This is a genomic window from Pseudoduganella sp. R-43 (assembly GCF_049913255.1).
GTDB lineage: Bacteria > Pseudomonadota > Gammaproteobacteria > Burkholderiales > Burkholderiaceae_D > Rugamonas.
In genome coordinates this window covers 1,240,393-1,256,709 of record NZ_CP183988.1, presented here as the reverse complement: position 1 = coordinate 1,256,709, position 16,317 = coordinate 1,240,393, and the positions used below count along the sequence as shown (strand labels likewise).

At 59.3% G+C, this 16,317-nt stretch carries 8 protein-coding genes, 2 tRNA genes and 3 rRNA genes; 4 read left to right on the top strand and 9 right to left on the bottom strand.

Translation table 11 applies throughout. The features are described 5' to 3' along the window. Window position 1: 1 nt before the first annotated feature. Window positions 2-2,359 (bottom strand): penicillin acylase family protein, encoded by a 2,358-nt coding sequence (locus tag ACN9M3_RS05855; RefSeq protein WP_426321147.1) that lies wholly within the window; start codon window positions 2,357-2,359, stop codon window positions 2-4. A gap of 170 nt (window positions 2,360-2,529) precedes the next feature. Here ACN9M3_RS05855 and ACN9M3_RS05850 point away from each other — a divergent pair, with 170 nt between their 5' ends. Beyond that, window positions 2,530-4,050: a M20/M25/M40 family metallo-hydrolase gene (locus ACN9M3_RS05850; protein WP_426168470.1), complete on the top strand. Its 1,521-nt coding sequence runs from the start codon at window positions 2,530-2,532 to the stop codon at window positions 4,048-4,050. Here ACN9M3_RS05850 and ACN9M3_RS05845 read toward each other — a convergent pair whose 3' ends face one another. Both ACN9M3_RS05845 and ACN9M3_RS05840 read right to left on the bottom strand, forming a co-directional pair. Beyond that, the gene (locus ACN9M3_RS05845) at window positions 4,051-5,469 is read right to left on the bottom strand and encodes a hypothetical protein (protein ID WP_426321145.1); all 1,419 of its coding nucleotides are present in this window, start codon (window positions 5,467-5,469) and stop codon (window positions 4,051-4,053) included. A 2-nt stretch (window positions 5,470-5,471) separates the two neighbouring features. Continuing rightward, window positions 5,472-6,683, bottom strand: coding sequence for an SPFH domain-containing protein (locus ACN9M3_RS05840; RefSeq protein WP_426321143.1), 1,212 nt, complete (start codon window positions 6,681-6,683; stop codon window positions 5,472-5,474). A gap of 158 nt (window positions 6,684-6,841) precedes the next feature. On the opposite strand from ACN9M3_RS05840, the gene ACN9M3_RS05835 reads away from it, so the two are divergent. Together ACN9M3_RS05835 and ACN9M3_RS05830 are read left to right on the top strand one after the other, a co-directional pair. Next, the gene (locus ACN9M3_RS05835; RefSeq protein WP_426321141.1) at window positions 6,842-7,525 is read left to right on the top strand and encodes a response regulator transcription factor; all 684 of its coding nucleotides are present in this window, start codon (window positions 6,842-6,844) and stop codon (window positions 7,523-7,525) included. After that, window positions 7,522-9,546, top strand: a complete 2,025-nt coding sequence (locus tag ACN9M3_RS05830) for a sensor histidine kinase (RefSeq protein WP_426168459.1) — start codon at window positions 7,522-7,524, stop codon at window positions 9,544-9,546. Before ACN9M3_RS05835 ends, ACN9M3_RS05830 begins: the two co-directional genes overlap by 4 nt. A 56-nt stretch (window positions 9,547-9,602) precedes the next feature. Here the strand turns inward: ACN9M3_RS05830 and rrf are convergent. The 6 genes from rrf to ACN9M3_RS05800 all read right to left on the bottom strand — a co-directional run bounded on the left by rrf (window position 9,603) and on the right by ACN9M3_RS05800 (window position 15,709). Further along, a 5S ribosomal RNA gene (gene rrf / locus ACN9M3_RS05825) occupies window positions 9,603-9,715 on the bottom strand. 84 nt (window positions 9,716-9,799) lie between these two features. Next, a 23S ribosomal RNA gene (locus tag ACN9M3_RS05820) occupies window positions 9,800-12,671 on the bottom strand. 178 nt (window positions 12,672-12,849) lie between these two features. Further along, window positions 12,850-12,925, bottom strand: a tRNA-Ala gene (locus ACN9M3_RS05815). Between the two features lie 7 nt (window positions 12,926-12,932). Beyond that, window positions 12,933-13,009 (bottom strand) — tRNA-Ile (locus ACN9M3_RS05810). A gap of 67 nt (window positions 13,010-13,076) precedes the next feature. After that, window positions 13,077-14,607: ribosomal RNA gene (locus ACN9M3_RS05805) — 16S ribosomal RNA — on the bottom strand. The 16S, 23S and 5S rRNA genes sit together here with 2 tRNA genes alongside, the layout of an rRNA operon. Before the next feature lie 325 nt (window positions 14,608-14,932). Continuing rightward, window positions 14,933-15,709, bottom strand: coding sequence for an enoyl-CoA hydratase (locus tag ACN9M3_RS05800; RefSeq protein WP_426168456.1), 777 nt, complete (start codon window positions 15,707-15,709; stop codon window positions 14,933-14,935). A gap of 116 nt (window positions 15,710-15,825) precedes the next feature. On the opposite strand from ACN9M3_RS05800, the gene ACN9M3_RS05795 reads away from it, so the two are divergent. After that, window positions 15,826-16,263, top strand: coding sequence for a universal stress protein (locus ACN9M3_RS05795; RefSeq protein ID WP_426321139.1), 438 nt, complete (start codon window positions 15,826-15,828; stop codon window positions 16,261-16,263). The last annotated feature ends 54 nt before the right edge of the window (window positions 16,264-16,317 follow it).

Here is a 16,317-nt window from a genome sequence, read left to right as displayed (position 1 = left end):
ACTATTCTCGCAATTGCCTGACGCGGCGCGCCGGGTCGGCGGCGATGGCGGCTGCCGTGAAGGGCAGCAGGGGCAGGCGCTTTTCGGCGTAGAGCGGCAACTGGTCGGCATAATGCGCCGAGCGCGGGTCGGTGGACTGCCCGTAGACCAGCAGGCCGCGCGCCTGCGGCCCATCTTCATCGAAGCTGACCAGGTGGATATAGCTGGTGCCCCAGGTCACCCGCTCGTAGCCCGAAGTTCCCAGCACGCCGGCCATATGGATGGAGTTGTAACTGCCGTCGATATCGCCAATCGCGCCGTGGATGGGGAAGCGCTGGCCGTTGCGCGGCTCTACCTGGAAATCGGCCAGGCGCCCGTCAAACGGCACGCCAAGCTGCCGCAGTCGCACAGAGGCGTCCTTCAGAGCCGCCAGCATGGCAGGTATCGCTGTCGGCGCCACGCCGCGCGGCGAGTGCAGCGGATCGGTTGCATCGAATGCCTGCGACCATATCGCCGGCAGCTTGGCGGCGCTGTTCCAGAATTCGCGGAACAGCACGGCGCCGCGGCTGTCCAGCTCCGCCTTGCGGTCCCATGCCGCCAGCGCGGTGCAAGCTTGCAGCAGCAAGTCGTCGGTACTGGCCATGCAGGCCGGGACCAGTTCCGGCAGCACCAGTTCCGCCGCCAGCACGCGATTGGCGAACATCAGCGCCTGCAGGTCCTCCTGCCCGACATGGCCGCGCTGCGCCAGCATGTCCTCGATGCCGATAAAGCCGCTGCGCGTGCGCAGGTGCTGCGCCACGCCCACAGGGCCATACAAGGGAGAATACCCAAGCGGCGTCGGCCCGACCAGCAATTGCCGCGCATTGGTGACCCAATAGCCGTCGTTGGAATTTGCCACATAGTCTGCGCGCAGCATGCTTGGTGCATTGGCGCCGCCGAATATGCCGTCCGGCGTGCCATCGTCATCGTGCCCCCAGGCGCAGGATGAGCGCGCCCCGTCGAACATCAGCAGTGTCGCCAGCAACAGGCAATCGCCGTTGAACTGATCGGCGCCCTGGTGCGGCACGACGCTGGCATCGGCATAGAAAGCACCGCCGTTCCTGTCTGCGGCCACCGTGTTCACCCAAGGCAGGCCGACCAGCCGCCCGAGCTGTTTTTGCAAGTCCTGCACGCTGCTGGCGCGACCGATGGCGAGCCATTGCTCCATCAAGCGCGTGTTGTTGCGATTTGGGTCGCCCAGCACCAGCAGGCCGCCCTGCCCCTGCGGACTGCCAGGCACCGCCAGCACGGCGCCCAGTTTGCTGAAGTAGAAGGCTTTGCTCTTTTTCAGCAAGCTGCCATCCGGCTGCAGCACATCGATTGCCGCCGTGCGGGTCTCCAGCCATTGCGGCACGCCGTCGATCACGTAGCGCATGGGATCGGCGCCGTCGCGGGGCAGGCGGAAAGTGGTGAAATGCACCGCCTTGGTCACGGTATGGGTCCAGGCCAGGTCCTTGTTGAAGCCTATGACCACCAGCGGCAGGCCGCCCAGGCTCACGCCCATTGCATCGTAGCTGCCCGGCACCGTGACGTGCAGCTGGTAGAAACGGTCGGTGCTGGTCCATGGATAATGTGGATTCCCCAACAGGATGCCGCGGCCGTTGCTGCTGGCTTCCCTGCCGATTGCCAGTGCGTTGCTGGCCATCGCGCCCTGGGTTGGCATGACGTACGGCTCGCCCGATGGTGGCGCATCCACCGGGCCTTCCTGCAAAGCCAGGGTAACGTTGCCGCCTACATCGCGCGCTGCGGCCACGATTTCGGCGGCAAACACTTCACCCGTGGCATGCAATGCCTTCTCCGCGATCAGGAGCATCACGTCGTCAAAGCTGATCGGCTTGACCCAGACCGCATTCCTGCAGGCCTCGGGCAGGCGCGCACCATGCTCGCGCAGATAGCGGTTGTAGCCGGCGGCATAGCCGCGCAGCAGTTGCTGGATTTCGCTCGAACCGGCGGCATAGCCGGCCCGTAGCTTCTCGATATCCAGGTAGCCTTTGAAAAAGAAGTCGCTATCTTCGTTGCGCAAATCCATGAAATCAAGGGCGGCGCCATATTCGCCGTTGAGGGGCTTTGTCGCGTGGGCATCCGGTCCGAAGTAGCGCGAGCGCTCGCCGCGCACCGTCAGGAAGCTGTCGGCCAACATGCAGATATTGTCTTCGGCAAAAGAATAGGCCAGGCCATAGCCGACGCCTGCGAAATCCTTGGCCTGGATATGCGCCACGCCATAGCTGGTACGGGTGACTTCCGCGGCAAACTGTGGTGCCGGCGTGCCGCCGTTAATGCCCTTGCCACTGCAGGCAGTGAGGAATATGGCCGCACATGCGGCCAGCAGTTGCGCTTTCATGGTCTACCTCCCCGTCAGAAAAGTGCACGCTTCCATGATGTGCGCGGCATTTCTGCGACAGTTGAGGCAAATCAAATTGGTACACAATCGTGCGAAACCAATAATCTGCTAAGATTTTTGACAAATGCACCCGCCCCGGGTGCATTTTTTTTTTGCGCAAAGGAGCAGACATGAAGAGATTCACCCCAGTCGTACTGGCCGCAGGACTCTTTGCAGCCAGCGCAGCAAATGCAGCCCCCACCTGGATTACCCTCGGCGACGCCGCTTACGCCAAGTTGCAAGCCGCCGCGCCGCAAGCCGTTGCGAAGCAGAGCAAGCAAGGCCAGGGCAAGGAGAAAGTCCATCTGGTGCAAATCGACGAAGAAACCATGCTGAAACTGTCGGCCGCCATCCACAAGGAATTGAAGCGCTGCGGTGGTTTCATCGTGCATGCCAGTGAGGAGGAAGGCCGCCAGGCGTTGGTCAAGGCAGGCACCGTGCAGCCGCTGGCATTGGCCGTCAGCCGCCCAAGCTACGCCATCGATAACCAGACCGCCGTCAACGGGATTCTGCCGACGATGCAGGCCTCGAACATTGCGCAGACTATCATCGACATGTCGAACTTCGCGAACCGCTACTACCGCACCACCAATGGCGCCAATGCCTCCAACTGGCTGGCGCAGAAGTGGACCAGCATGGCTGCAGGCCGCAGCGACATCAGCGTGAGCCAGTACACGCACTCGGGCTATAACCAGAAGTCCGTGATCATGACCATCAACGGCACTGACAATGCTTCCGAAGTCATTGTCATGGGCGGCCACCTGGATAGCATCAACATGAGCGGCAATGGCGAGACCTCACGCTCGCCCGGCGCCGACGATGACGCTTCCGGCATCGCCAGCCTGACCGAAGCGGTGCGCGCCATGATCGCCGCCGGCTACAAGCCGCGCCGTACCATCAAGATCATGGGTTATGCGGCGGAAGAAGCCGGCCTGCTCGGCTCCAAGGATATCGCGGCGAACTTCAAGGCCAACAACGTCAACGTGGTCGGCGTGCTGCAGCTGGATATGACCAACTACCGCGGTTCGGCCAAGGACGTCTGGATCTACACCGACTACACGGACAGCCAGCAGAACACATTCCTGGCCTCGCTGATGTCGACCTACCAGCCGAGCGTCACCGTGGGCTACAGCTCCTGCGGTTACGCTTGCTCCGACCATGCCTCCTGGCAGAATCAGGGCTTCCCGGCCTCGATACCGTTCGAAACGCTGATGGGTGAAGATAACCCCTACATCCATACGTCCAACGACACCTACGCCAATTCAGGCAACCAGGCCGACCATGCGCTGAAGTTCGCCAAGCTGGCTGCCGCTTTTGCGGTGGAACTTGGCAGCGACGGTCCTGTCATCGTTCAGCCGGACACGGTCGAAACCTTCAGCGGCAGCCTGACCCTGAACCAGAAGAAAACCTTCGGCCCGTTCAAGGCAGGCGTTGGCACCTTCAAGGCTGAAACCACTGGCACCGGCGACATCGACCTGTATGTCCGCAAAGGTTCGCTGCCGACCACCAGCAGCTACAGCTGCAAGTCGGACGGCTCCACTGCGACCGAGACCTGCAGCACCAGTGTCACGGCCAATGGCGACGTCTACGTCATGTTGAACGGCTACAGCGCCGGGACCTATAACCTGAAGGTGACTTACCGTCCGCAGTAATCAGCGCAGGCTGACCGTCTGGCGTTTCCAGGCCGGGTCCTGCCACTTGTAGAAAGTGGACAGCGATTCCGGCCTGTCGGCGCCGCGTTCAGTTGCCAGCGTGGCCATGTCCAGCAGCTCGAAGCTGCGGCGGAACTTGCCCTCGGCGCGCACTTCCCGCGCCGCCAGCATCTTGGCGGTGCCCGGCACCCAGCCCGCGAATTCCGCGTAGCCGATGTCCGGATCGCTGGAGGCCGGCGGCAGCACGTCGATCACCCAACTCTCGCCCTGGCGGCGAAACAGCCACATTTCGCGCCAGCCATCGAGCGGCTGCACCGCCAATGCCAACGCCGTGCCTTGCGGATGTACGCGCGCCGACGCCATCCACGCCACACCCCAGGTACAGCGGCTCGCGAGCTGCTTGCCGCCGCCTTGCAAGCTGACGCAAGTTTCGCCCGGCCGGCCCGCGGCGGAAGTCACTGCCAGCTGGGGCGCCGTCTTGCCCTGCGCCGGCGCCGGGGTGGGTTCCAGCGCCCAGCGCACCGCGCCGACCCGCACGCCGGCTTCCGCATACGCAGCATTGTCTTCGTCCGCCAGTTCCGACTTGTTGACTGCCGCCAGCGCCTGCTCCGCGCGGCCGGCTGCCTGCGACGCATCCTCGCCCTTGCGCGCGCGCTGGAACGCCACGCTCGACCAGACTGCCGCGCGCCGCATATGGATGCGGTTCTTCATGTGTTCCGGCAGGCGCGCCAGGTCCACCGTGGAGAGCAGTTCGGCGCGCCAGCGGTCATGCTCGGCGCGCTGCACGACGCCCAGCGCTGGATCGATGCAGGCGCCGTTGCTCAACGCCAGCGCCGCGCGGTAGCGTTGCTCGGCACTGGCGGCGACCGCCAGCACGCGGCGAAAAGCGTCGCCGTCGTAGCAGACCCGCATCTTGCCGTCATTCTCGTAGCTGCGCATCGCCACGCCATAGCTGGCCACCACTTCCAGGTGGGCGGCCAGCGCCGTCTCGGCCTGCGGCGCCAGTTTGGAAGAAGCACGCGCCGCCAGCCGCTCCGCCATGCTGCCGATCGCATCAAACGGTTCAGCATCGATGGCTTGCGGTGCGGCGGCCTTCAGGTAGGCAGCACCGTAGCTGATGCCCAGCGCCTCGGAACCCGGCGTATCGCGCAGGAAGCGCAGCACCGACAGCAGCTCCGGCGCGGCAGCAGGCTGCAAGCCGACTTGCCGCACGCGGCTCGCGCGCACATAGCCGGCCCGCTCGCGGCGATGGTCGTACACCTGCAGGAAATCGCCGCGGGTGCCGCGCACTTCCAGCGCGTCGCCCTGCCACAGCACGGCCTGGGCCTGGGCTGATTCGCGCGGCGCCGCACGCAGCGGGAGTTGGTCCTGGGCGACGATGGCCAAGGCCAGGGTGGCGGCAAGCATTGAGGCGGCCATGCTTATTCTCCAGCGGTGGCAGCAATACGCTCGGCGTGCGCGGTCTTCGGCGCACCCACCAGCGTCGAGCCAATGAAGCCGCCATCGGCCGGCGGCGGCGCGATGATGACCGACACCTTGTCCGACAGCTTATCGGCCATGGTCTTCTGGATCAGCAGCGGATGCTTGCTCAGCAGCTCGCCGTCGCGCTCCATCTGGGCGCTGGCGATCTTGCCCACCAGTTCCTGGCGATAGGCTTCGGCGTCGGCCAGCTTGCGGCGCGAATCCGCTTCGCCGGCAGCTTCGATGATGCGGGCCTGGGCATTGCCCTCCGAAGTCTTGATGCGGGCCGTCTTTTCAGCCTCTGCCTCCAGTTCACGTTGCTTGACTTGCTTTTCCTTGAACGGCAGCACGTGGCGCATGGCTTCTTCCTGGGCCCTGGCGGCGATCACCTGTTCGGAAGCGGCAGCTTCGGCGGCCTTTTCGCGCGCCACTTTTTCAGCCTCGGCTTCGAGCGCGGTCTGGCGCACCTGCTTTTCTTTCAGTTCCAACGTGTAGCGCATTTTTTCTGACGCCAGCTCTTCGGCCAGCAGTTTCTCCATGCCGGCCTTGAAGTCTTCCGGCAACACGACCTTGCCGATGGTGACGCTGCGCAGCACAAGGCCGTCAGCAGCCAGCTTGGGCTTCAGTTCAGCCTCGATGGCCTGCTGGATTTCGGCGCGCTTGGAAGAGAAGATTTCACGCACCGTGTAGCGCGTCAGTATCTTGTAGATCACGCCTTCGACATCGGGCGCTACCACGTCGCGCGAGATATCGGCCGGCAGTTTGGATGCGAATTGCTCAAGGCGGGCCTGGTCCAGGCCATAGCGCACGGACATGTCCAGGCCCAGAGACAGGCCTTCCCCGGACTGGAAGGGCGTCTCGCCGGCAGCAGCCGGGCGATAGGTCTGGTCGCGCAGCGACAGCAGGCGCAATTCATGGATGCCGGGCAGGTCCAGCGCCAGGCCTTCGCGCACAATCGACGTATCGCCGGTCAGGTGGTTGGTACGCACCGCCACTTCGCCGCGGCCAACCGTGCGCATTGGAGGGACTTGGTACAAACCGTAAGCGGCGGCGCCGGTCACGGCGAGCAGCACGACGCCCTTGCGGGCGCCGGAAGGGAAATGAATGCTGCTGGCAGCACGGCCGAGCGTCGAGCGAATCGCCTGCAGCATCGTACTGATCCGGTTGTTCATGATGATTGCCTTTCTGGTTGGTTGGCCCGGCACCGCGCCGGTGCAGCAATCTTCCGGCCGCAGGCCGCGAACGTTCAATGCTGCCGCCTGCCCACTCCCTTCCGGCCTGTGAAGAAAAATTCACGCCGGCGGCCGGGCTTTTGGGTAATACTTCCTGCATGACACGCGTAGCCATCATTGAAGACGATCTCCCCACCAGCAACCAGCTTGCCGGCTGGATTGCCGCGGCCCGCCCCGGCATCCAGGTCGACCAGTGGTTCAACCGCGACGACGCCGAGGCAGCCATCGCCCGTGAACGCTATGACCTGGTGGTACTGGACATTGAACTGGGACGCGAGCGCCACGCCGGCGTCGCCGTCATCAACGCCATCAACAAGCGCCATGCGACGCCGGTGTTGGTGGTGTCGGCCATGCCGGCAGCTATCTACCGCTCGATCATGAAAGCGCTGGACGCCTGGGATTACCTGCAAAAAACCACTTTCGAAGAAGCCGACTTCATCGAAACCTTCCTGGAGATCCTGCGCGCTGCAAAAGACAGCAAGCCCGCCGCCCCGGCCAGCGAGCTTGCGATGGATCCGCTGCGCCAGCGCACGCCCACCTGGCGCGGACAACGCATCAACCTGCCGCTGACGGCGCAGCGCATCCTCTCAGCACTGTTCGAGCGGCGCGGCCAGGTGGTGTCCTACGAAGACCTGTTTGAAGTGGTGAAAAGTGGGCGCAACCGCGACAATATCCGCAAGCATGTGAGCACCATTCGCGACGCCTTCCGCGAAATCGATCCGGACTTCGAGTGCATCGAGAACATCCCGATGCGCGGTTTCCGCTGGACCGACCAGGCATGAACCCCATTTCCCTGCTGACGCCATACCGACTGCGCATCGTATTGCGCATGGCCTTTCCGCTACTGGGAGTCGCCACAGTCGGCCTGGCGGTATCCGTGCTGCAGCAGGAGAAGCAGCTCAGCTACCAGGCTTACGAGCACTCCTTCCACAAGACACGCGAGCAGATCGCCGCTACGCTGCGCCATCCAACCGGGCAGCTCGCCCTGCTGAATCCAACTGTGGGTCAGAACCCCGGCCTTCATCCGGTACTGTTGCCTTATGCCGCATTGGATTTCGACGACCAGGCCAAGGTGCAGCAAGCGATCTCCATGGCCGGCTGCGCTGCACCGCGCAGCGACAAGGGCACGCTTTGTGTCGGCATCGGGAACAATCCCTGGGCAGGCGGCTTTATCTACGTCGCCGGGACCTTCCATGCTCCACTGCTTGCGGCCCACCCGATACGCGAAGAGTCAATCGAAGGGGCTCACCGCGTCGACGTGAAGGTAAGCTTGCGTGGCCAGGAGTACCACTGGATCGCTCCTTTCGAACAGACCGGCGACCCGGCAAACGGCGGCATACGCGGCCGCCTGACCGGCTACACAGCGGCCGATGCAGGCCAGCCGCATGCCCGTCCGGTCAAGGATTTCCGCGGCTGGATCTGGCAAAGCCCGATTTGCGCACCTGAAGGCACGCCTGGCTGCGCGCACAGCACGTTCTTCTCTGTCCGGCTGCCGGTCGGGGTGCTGCAAGACGCCCTTTTTGCCAAGCCCCGGCCAGCCTGGCCGCCAGCGGACTTGGCCAACATCAACGTTGACTTGGCAGTACTGCCGCCAGGCGATGGCCCTGCGCTGCTGGACACGACACGCGACCAGGCCACGCCGCTGTTTTCCCTGCGCGACCTGCAGTCGCTGCTTTTGCCAGGTGAAACCCTGCGCATCCGCACCGAGCAAGGCAAGGAAGTGTTGACCCTTTCGGCAGCCAGCAGCAGTGGCGACCAGAGCTGGCACGCCCTGCTTACCCTGGTGCGCCACCTGCCAGTCGACACCACCGTCAAGGCACTGCAAACCCACGCCAGCGTGCCTACACCGCTTGGCAATTTCGAAATTGAATTGAGCGGAGATGCGCGCAGCGTCAGCGACACCTTGAGCGTGGTGGCCACCCGTGTGTCCTGGTTTGTCGGCGCCATCCTTGGTGCATTGCTGGTGGCTTGGCTTGTAGTGGAAGCTGGCATCATCCGCCCAATCAGCATCCTGACCAAACGCGCCGACAAAGTAGCACGCTCAGTCAAGACTGCCGGAGCGCTCGATGAATTTGACTTGTCCGACCTGCGCGGCCGCGACGAATTGGGTGTGCTGGCCAACTGCCTGCACGACCTGCTGCGGCGAGTGCGCGAGGACGTGGAGAAGGAAGCGATTCGCGCCGAGCAGGAGCGAGACATGTGGCACGCAGTCGGCCACGAAATCATGTCGCCGCTACAGTCGCTGATGGCGCTGCACGGTGGCGAGCATGACCCAAGTGGGCGCTATATTCACCGCATGCAGCAGGCAGTACGTGTACTTTATGGACAAGCATCACCCAGCGAGGCATTTCAGTCGACCACCCTGCAGCTGGAAACCCTGGACCTCGACGCCTTCCTGCGCGATGTGGCAGCCAACGCACCTTGTGTCGGCATTGCCGACGTAAGCTACCAGGGCGGAACGCCCGCCATGGTTCGCGCCGATCCTTATTCGCTGGAAGATGTGGTGACCCACATCTTGAACAACGCTAACCGCCACCGAACGCCGGGCACCCCGATCACGATGACGTTGACGTCAGACCAGCGCACAGCCAGCCTGGCAATCCATAACAAAGGCGCCTCGATCGCGCCGGCGCTGATCGACAAGGTATTCGAGTATGGCGTATCGGGCCAGGAAGAAGGCGCCAATCGCGGCCAAGGCCTGTTCGTCGTCAAGACTTATATGGCCAAGATGGGCGGCACAGTAGCTGTGCGCAATGTGGCTGGCGGCGTCGAGTTCACACTGACGCTGCATGCGGGAGCCTGAAGTAGAAAAGCAAAAAGCCCGCCGGCATTCATGCCTGGCGGGCTTTTCTAATAAGAGCCTGACGATAACCTACTTTCACACTGGTTGCAGCACTATCATCGGCGCAGAGTCGTTTCACGGTCCTGTTCGGGATGGGAAGGGGTGGGACCGACTTGCTATGGTCATCAGGCATGACTTGTCAACAATCGTGGAAGAAGTAAAGTTGGGGTAGTGTTCTCAAACACGGTAAGTGCTACATAACCGTCAAGGTTATAGGGACAAGCCGTACGGGCAATTAGTATCAGTTAGCTTAATGCATTACTGCACTTCCACACCTGACCTATCAACGTCCTGGTCTCGAACGACCCTTCAAGGAGCTCAAGGCTCCGGGAAATCTCATCTTAAGGCAAGTTTCCCGCTTAGATGCTTTCAGCGGTTATCTCTTCCGAACTTAGCTACCCGGCAATGCCACTGGCGTGACAACCGGTACACCAGAGGTTCGTCCACTCCGGTCCTCTCGTACTAGGAGCAGCCCCCTTCAAATTTCCAACGCCCACGGCAGATAGGGACCAAACTGTCTCACGACGTTTTAAACCCAGCTCACGTACCACTTTAAATGGCGAACAGCCATACCCTTGGGACCGGCTACAGCCCCAGGATGTGATGAGCCGACATCGAGGTGCCAAACTCCCCCGTCGATATGAACTCTTGGGAGGAATCAGCCTGTTATCCCCAGAGTACCTTTTATCCGTTGAGCGATGGCCCTTCCATACAGAACCACCGGATCACTATGTCCTACTTTCGTACCTGCTCGACTTGTCGGTCTCGCAGTTAAGCACGCTTATGCCATTGCACTATTAGCACGATGTCCGACCGTACCTAGCGTACCTTCGAACTCCTCCGTTACCGTTTGGGAGGAGACCGCCCCAGTCAAACTGCCTACCATGCACTGTCCCCGATCCGGATTACGGACCAAGGTTAGAACCTCAAACAAACCAGGGTGGTATTTCAAGGATGGCTCCATAGGAACTGGCGTCCCTACTTCAAAGCCTCCCACCTATCCTACACAGATTGGTTCAAAGTCCAATGCAAAGCTACAGTAAAGGTTCATGGGGTCTTTCCGTCTAGCCGCGGGTAGATTGCATCATCACAAACACTTCAACTTCGCTGAGTCTCGGGAGGAGACAGTGTGGCCATCGTTACGCCATTCGTGCAGGTCGGAACTTACCCGACAAGGAATTTCGCTACCTTAGGACCGTTATAGTTACGGCCGCCGTTTACTGGGACTTCAATCAAGAGCTTGCACCCCATCATTTAATCTTCCAGCACCGGGCAGGCGTCACACCCTATACGTCCACTTTCGTGTTTGCAGAGTGCTGTGTTTTTATTAAACAGTCGCAGCCACCAGTTTATTGCAACCTTTTCGCCCTTCCACAGTAAAGTGGTCAAGCTACCGAGGCGTACCTTATCCCGAAGTTACGGTACCAATTTGCCGAGTTCCTTCTCCCGAGTTCTCTCAAGCGCCTTAGAATACTCATCTCGCCCACCTGTGTCGGTTTGCGGTACGGTCTCGTATGACTGAAGCTTAGAGGCTTTTCTTGGAACCACTTCCGATTGCTTCGCGAGCAAGCTCGCTCGTCCCAGTCCCTTGAATTACGCGCCCGGATTTGCCTAAGCGCCTTCTATGAACCAGAAACTGCCTATTCCAACAGGCAGACAACCTTCCGCGATCCGTCCCCCCATCGCATCATACGACGGTGCAGGAATATTAACCTGCTTCCCATCAGCTACGCATCTCTGCCTCGCCTTAGGGGCCGACTCACCCTGCTCCGATGAACGTTGAACAGGAAACCTTGGGCTTACGGCGTGCGGGCTTTTCACCCGCATTATCGCTACTCATGTCAGCATTCGCACTTCTGATACCTCCAGCATCCTTTACAAGACACCTTCGCAGGCTTACAGAACGCTCTCCTACCATATCCTTGCGGATATCCGCAGCTTCGGTGACTGGCTTAGCCCCGTTACATCTTCCGCGCAGGACGACTCGATCAGTGAGCTATTACGCTTTCTTTAAATGATGGCTGCTTCTAAGCCAACATCCTGACTGTTTTAGCCTTCCCACTTCGTTTTCCACTTAGCCAATCTTTGGGACCTTAGCTGGCGGTCTGGGTTGTTTCCCTCTTGACACCGGACGTTAGCACCCGATGTCTGTCTCCCAAGCTCGCACTCAACGGTATTCGGAGTTTGCAATGGTTTGGTAAGTCGCGATGACCCCCTAGCCATAACAGTGCTCTACCCCCGTCGGTGATACTTGAGGCACTACCTAAATAGTTTTCGGAGAGAACCAGCTATTTCCAAGTTTGTTTAGCCTTTCACCCCTATCCACAGCTCATCCCCTAATTTTTCAACATTAGTGGGTTCGGTCCTCCAGTGCGTGTTACCGCACCTTCAACCTGGCCATGGATAGATCACTTGGTTTCGGGTCTACACCCAGCGACTGGCGCCCTGTTCGGACTCGATTTCTCTACGGCTCCCCTATCTGGTTAACCTCGCCACTGAATGTAAGTCGCTGACCCATTATACAAAAGGTACGCCGTCACCCCTTACGAGGCTCCGACTGTTTGTATGCACACGGTTTCAGGATCTATTTCACTCCCCTCCCGGGGTTCTTTTCGCCTTTCCCTCACGGTACTGGTTCACTATCGGTCGATTACGAGTATTTAGCCTTGGAGGATGGTCCCCCCATGTTCAGACAGGATTTCTCGTGTCCCGCCCTACTTGTCGTACGCTTAGTACCACCGCTTGGATTTCATGTACGGGGCTATCACCCGCTATGGCCAGAGTTTCCAATCTGTTCCATTATCCAAACGACTATCACGTACAGGCTCTTCCCATTTCGCTCGCCACTACTTTGGGAATCTCGGTTGATTTCTTTTCCTGCAGCTACTTAGATGTTTCAGTTCGCCGCGTTCGCTTCACACACCTATGTATTCAGTGAGTGATGACCTATAAGGCCGGGTTTCCCCATTCGGAAATCTTCGGATCAAAGCTTGTTTGTCAGCTCCCCGAAGCTTATCGCAGACTTCTACGTCCTTCATCGCCTGTAATCGCCAAGGCATCCGCCATGTGCACTTATTCACTTGTCCCTATAACCTTGACGGCTACAGGTTCAAGCACTTACTACTGTGTTTGATGAGTTTTACTACTACCCTAAGTAATATCTTTCGATATCGCTTAATAAAACTTTTACTTCTTCCAGATTGTTAAAGAACGATGAACATTTAAGCGTTCAAACCTAAGCGGCTACGCTTACGTTTGAAAACTTGGTGGAGGATGACGGGATCGAACCGACGACCCCCTGCTTGCAAAGCAGGTGCTCTCCCAGCTGAGCTAATCCCCCATTGGTTTGGTAGGGCTGGTTGGGCTCGAACCAACGACCCCCGCGTTATCAACACGGTGCTCTAACCAGCTGAGCTACAGCCCCAACATTGCTGTTCTTCGTATTACAACAGTCGATAAGTGTGAACGTTTGAGTCTGATGCCGACTCTAGAAAGGAGGTGATCCAGCCGCACCTTCCGATACGGCTACCTTGTTACGACTTCACCCCAGTCACGAATCCTACCGTGGTAAGCGCCCTCCTTGCGGTTAAGCTACCTACTTCTGGTAAAACCCGCTCCCATGGTGTGACGGGCGGTGTGTACAAGACCCGGGAACGTATTCACCGCGACATGCTGATCCGCGATTACTAGCGATTCCAACTTCATGTAGTCGAGTTGCAGACTACAATCCGGACTACGATACACTTTCTGGGATTAGCTCCCCCTCGCGGGTTGGCGGCCCTCTGTATGTACCATTGTATGACGTGTGAAGCCCTACCCATAAGGGCCATGAGGACTTGACGTCATCCCCACCTTCCTCCGGTTTGTCACCGGCAGTCTCATTAGAGTGCTCTTGCGTAGCAACTAATGACAAGGGTTGCGCTCGTTGCGGGACTTAACCCAACATCTCACGACACGAGCTGACGACAGCCATGCAGCACCTGTGTGCAGGTTCTCTTTCGAGCACTCCCGGATCTCTCCAGGATTCCTGCCATGTCAAGGGTAGGTAAGGTTTTTCGCGTTGCATCGAATTAATCCACATCATCCACCGCTTGTGCGGGTCCCCGTCAATTCCTTTGAGTTTTAATCTTGCGACCGTACTCCCCAGGCGGTCTACTTCACGCGTTAGCTGCGTTACTAAGTCAATTAAGACCCAACAACTAGTAGACATCGTTTAGGGCGTGGACTACCAGGGTATCTAATCCTGTTTGCTCCCCACGCTTTCGTGCATGAGCGTCAGTTTTGACCCAGGGGGCTGCCTTCGCCATCGGTGTTCCTCCACATCTCTACGCATTTCACTGCTACACGTGGAATTCTACCCCCCTCTGCCAAACTCTAGCCTCGCAGTCTCCATCGCCATTCCCAGGTTAAGCCCGGGGATTTCACGACAGACTTACGAAACCGCCTGCGCACGCTTTACGCCCAGTAATTCCGATTAACGCTTGCACCCTACGTATTACCGCGGCTGCTGGCACGTAGTTAGCCGGTGCTTATTCTTCAGGTACCGTCAGCAGATCTGGATATTAGCCAGACCCTTTTCTTCCCTGACAAAAGAGCTTTACAACCCGAAGGCCTTCTTCACTCACGCGGCATTGCTGGATCAGGGTTGCCCCCATTGTCCAAAATTCCCCACTGCTGCCTCCCGTAGGAGTCTGGACCGTGTCTCAGTTCCAGTGTGGCTGGTCGTCCTCTCAGACCAGCTACTGATCGTTGCCTTGGTGAGCCTTTACCTCACCAACTAGCTAATCAGATATCGGCCGCTCCAGGAGCACAAGGCCTTGCGGTCCCCTGCTTTCATCCTTAGATCGTATGCGGTATTAGCGTAACTTTCGCTACGTTATCCCCCACTCTTGGGTACGTTCCGATATATTACTCACCCGTTCGCCACTCGCCGCCAGGCCGAAGCCCGCGCTGCCGTTCGACTTGCATGTGTAAAGCATGCCGCCAGCGTTCAATCTGAGCCAGGATCAAACTCTTCAGTTCAATCTCTGTTTTTGCCGCATTTCTGCGGCAGGTCACTCACTCAAAATACTGACGAAATCTCATAAAGAGATTTACGTTTAATTTTGTGCGAGCGTTATAACGTATATTTTGAGCATCGAGCCCGAAGGCTCGGGCATATCGTCAAACGCCCACACTTATCGACTGTTGATTTTTAAAGATCGCTGCCTTATCGTTGACAAAGCGTTGTGTTTGTCAGCAGCAGAGAAGCGAGATTATGCGGTACAGCGTGCAACTCGTCAACCCCTCTTTTTCTTCTCTCGCTTCGTTGCGTTAAGTACGCTGCGTTGCGAGGGACCGAACTATATCAAAGCCCCTCGAAGTTTGGCAAGCGCTTTTCGAGGAAGGCATACATGCCTTCGCGCTGGGCCGGCGTGCCGAAGCCTGCGTGGAACAGGCGGCGCTCGTAATTCACGCCTTCCGACAACGTGGTCTCAAAGGCGCGGTTCACGCAGTCCTTGATTTGCATGGCGACGGAAACCGGCATCTGGGCGATGCCCTGGGCGATCTCCAGCACGGATTCGATCAGCTTGTCGGCCGGGACTACGCGCGAGACCAGGCCAATGCGCTCCGCTTCGGCCGCATCGATCATGCGGGTGGTCAGCAGCATATCCATCGCTTTCGCCTTACCAATGGTGCGCGGCAGGCGCTGGGTGCCGCCGGCGCCCGGAGTAACGCCGACCTTGATTTCAGGCTGGCCGAACTTGGCGGTGTCGGCTGCAACCAGGAAATCGCACATCATGGCCAGTTCGCAACCGCCACCCAGCGCGAAGCCGGCCACGGCGCCGATCACCGGCTTGCGCACTTTCAGGATGTGCTCCCAGTTGCGCCCAATATAGTTGTCGCGGTGGGTGTCCTGGTAGGTGTAATCCTTCATCGCAGCGATGTCTGCGCCGGCGGCAAAGGCCTTTTCGCTGCCGGTCAGTACGATCACGTGGATCGCCGGGTCTTTTTCGAACTTGGCGAAAGCCTCGCCCAGCTCATTCATCATATTGTCGTTCAGGGCGTTGAGGGCCTTGGGACGGTTCAGGCGGATCAGCGCCACTTTGTCGTGAACTTCTACGAGCAGGTCCTGGTATTCCATTTATTCTCCTCCAGTCGGTTAGCTATCGGGCAATTGTAGCTGTTGTGCACGAAGCGCGCGCCGATGAATCCGGGGTAGACCTACACTGGACTGGAGAATTTGTCAGGAGAACTGCCATGTTCAAATCGATTTTGCTGCCCACCGACGGCTCGCAACTTTCGGAACGGGCCACCCAGACTGCGATCGAATTCGCAAAGATCCATGGCGCGCGCATCACTGCGGTCTCCGTGGTCCAGCCCCTCCCCTTCGTACCCTTGGCCGATGCGGCCGTGCTGCCAGACCCCGGCGTCTTTGACCGCGAAGTACGGAGCAATGTCCAGGCTGGCCTGGATAAGGTGCTTGCGGCAGCCACCGCAGCCGGCATCGAGTGCGATGCCGTGCTGGGCGAGGCAATCAACCCCTACGAGGTCATCGTCAAGACCGCGGAAGAGCGGCATTGCGACATCATCCTGATGGCGTCCCATGGCCGCAAGGGCCTGAATAAACTATTCCTTGGAAGCGAAACCCAGAAGGTTCTCGCACATACGCATTTGCCGGTGCTCGTTCTACGCTGACCCCTGATCTTATTGCGAATTTGGTAATATTTATCGAATTCACAACTTGATCAA